Annotated in this window: 2 rRNA genes (1 of these 2 cut by a window edge); both read right to left on the bottom strand. The window is 53.3% G+C overall.

Annotated elements, in window-relative coordinates:
• Positions 1-114: ribosomal RNA gene (gene rrf, locus ACVOLV_RS00990) — 5S ribosomal RNA — on the bottom strand; the annotation flags it as partial.
• A gap of 124 nt (positions 115-238) precedes the next feature.
• A 23S ribosomal RNA gene (locus ACVOLV_RS00985) occupies positions 239-2,822 on the bottom strand (it continues 294 nt past the right edge of the window).

Below are 2,822 nucleotides of genomic sequence, written 5' to 3'. Positions count from 1 at the left end.
CCTGACGATGACCTACTCTCGCACAGCTTAGGCTGCACTACCATCGGCGCGGCTACGTTTCACTTCCGAGTTCGGGATGGGATCGGGTGGTTCCATAGCGCTAATTTCATCAGGGAGACAGTTGGAGTGTCGCCATCCAAACAACGGATCAGGCGCCTGTCTCGCATTAGGTCTTGTGACGTAGCGTGGACTTGGAATCTATCGACATGTCATGTCGGCCAAGGCAACTTGAGGTTATATGGTCAAGCCACACGGATCATTAGTATCAGTTAGCTCAATGCATTGCTGCACTTACACACCTGACCTATCAACCACATAGTCTATATGGTTCCTTTAGGGGGCTTGTGCCCCGGGAAGTCTCATCTTGAGGCGCGCTTCCCGCTTAGATGCTTTCAGCGGTTATCGCTTCCGAACATAGCTACCCGGCAATGCCACTGGCGTGACAACCGGAACACCAGAGGTTCGTCCACTCCGGTCCTCTCGTACTAGGAGCAGCCCCTCTCAAACTTCCAACGCCCATGGCAGATAGGGACCGAACTGTCTCACGACGTTCTGAACCCAGCTCGCGTACCACTTTAAATGGCGAACAGCCATACCCTTGGGACCGACTACAGCCCCAGGATGTGATGAGCCGACATCGAGGTGCCAAACACCGCCGTCGATATGAACTCTTGGGCGGTATCAGCCTGTTATCCCCGGAGTACCTTTTATCCGTTGAGCGATGGCCCTTCCATACAGAACCACCGGATCACTAAGTCCTAGTTTCCTACCTGCTTGATCCGTCGATCTTGCAGTCAAGCACGCTTATGCCTTTGCACACAGTGCGCGATGTCCGACCGCGCTGAGCGTACCTTCGAGCTCCTCCGTTACTCTTTAGGAGGAGACCGCCCCAGTCAAACTACCCACCATACACGGTCCCCGATCCAGATAATGGACCTAGGTTAGAACGTCAAGCACGACAGGGTGGTATTTCAAGGATGGCTCCACTGCAGCTAGCGCCACAGTTTCATAGCCTCCCACCTATCCTACACAGACGAACTCAACGTTCAGTGTAAAGCTATAGTAAAGGTTCACGGGGTCTTTCCGTCTTGCCACGGGAACGCTGCATCTTCACAGCGATTTCAATTTCACTGAGTCTCGGGTGGAGACAGCGCCGCTGTCGTTACGCCATTCGTGCAGGTCGGAACTTACCCGACAAGGAATTTCGCTACCTTAGGACCGTTATAGTTACGGCCGCCGTTTACTGGGGCTTCGATCAAGAGCTTCGCCTTGCGGCTGACCCCATCAATTAACCTTCCAGCACCGGGCAGGCGTCACACCCTATACGTCCACTTTCGTGTTTGCAGAGTGCTGTGTTTTTGATAAACAGTCGCAGCGGCCTGGTTACTGCGACCCTCTTCAGCTATAGCTCGCATGAGCCACCAAAAAGGGTGCACCTTCTCCCGAAGTTACGGTGCCATGTTGCCTAGTTCCTTCACCCGAGTTCTCTCAAGCGCCTGAGAATTCTCATCCTACCCACCTGTGTCGGTTTACGGTACGGTCTGCGTAAGCTGAAGCTTAGGAGCTTTTCCTGGAAGCGTGGTATCAGTGACTTCGCCTTAAAGGCTCGTCTCGGTGCTCGGTCTTAAAGAATCCCGGATTTGCCAAAGATTCAAACCTACCGCCTTTCCCCAGGACAACCAACGCCTGGTACACCTAACCTTCTCCGTCCCTCCATCGCACTTACGCGAGGTGCAGGAATATTAACCTGCTTCCCATCGACTACGCATTTCTGCCTCGCCTTAGGGGCCGACTCACCCTGCGCCGATTAACGTTGCGCAAGGAAACCTTGGGCTTTCGGCGTGCGGGTTTTTCACCCGCATTATCGTTACTCATGTCAGCATTCGCACTTCCGATACCTCCAGCAAGCTTCTCAACTCACCTTCACAGGCTTACGGAACGCTCCTCTACCGCGCATAACAAAGTTATGCACTCCAAGCTTCGGTTTACTGCTTAGCCCCGTTAAATCTTCCCCGCAGACCGACTCGACCAGTGAGCTATTACGCTTTCTTTAAAGGGTGGCTGCTTCTAAGCCAACCTCCTGGCTGTCTGTGCCTTTCCACATGGTTTTCCACTTAGCAGTAAATTTGGGACCTTAGCTGTGGATCTGGGTTGTTTCCCTTTTCACGACGGACGTTAGCACCCGCCGTGTGTCTCCCATACAGTCCGTCTCGGTATTCGGAGTTTGCAATGGTTTGGTAAGTCGCGATGACCCCCTAGCCATAACAGTGCTCTACCCCCGAGAGGATACATATGAGGCGCTACCTAAATAGCTTTCGAGGAGAACCAGCTATCTCCGGGTTCGATTAGCTTTTCACTCCTAATCACACCTCATCCCCTACCTTTGCAACGGGAGTGGGTTCGGGCCTCCAGTGCGTGTTACCGCACCTTCACCCTGGGCATGACTAGATCACCCGGTTTCGGGTCTACTGCCCGCGACTATGCGCCCTTATCAGACTCGGTTTCCCTTCGCCTCCCCTATACGGTTAAGCTTGCCACGAACAGTAAGTCGCTGACCCATTATACAAAAGGTACGCAGTCACTCTTGCGAGCTCCTACTGCTTGTACGCACACGGTTTCAGGATCTATTTCACTCCCCTCTCCGGGGTTCTTTTCGCCTTTCCCTCACGGTACTGGTTCACTATCGGTCGGTCAGTAGTATTTAGCCTTGGAGGATGGTCCCCCCATATTCAGACAGGGTTTCACGTGCCCCGCCCTACTCGTCTTCACTGGAATGGCCCTTTTAAATACAGGGCTATCACCTTCTATGGCCGGCTTTTCCA

The organism is Stenotrophomonas sp. STEN023 (assembly GCF_056760135.1).
This window is presented reverse-complemented; position numbering and strand designations above follow the sequence as displayed.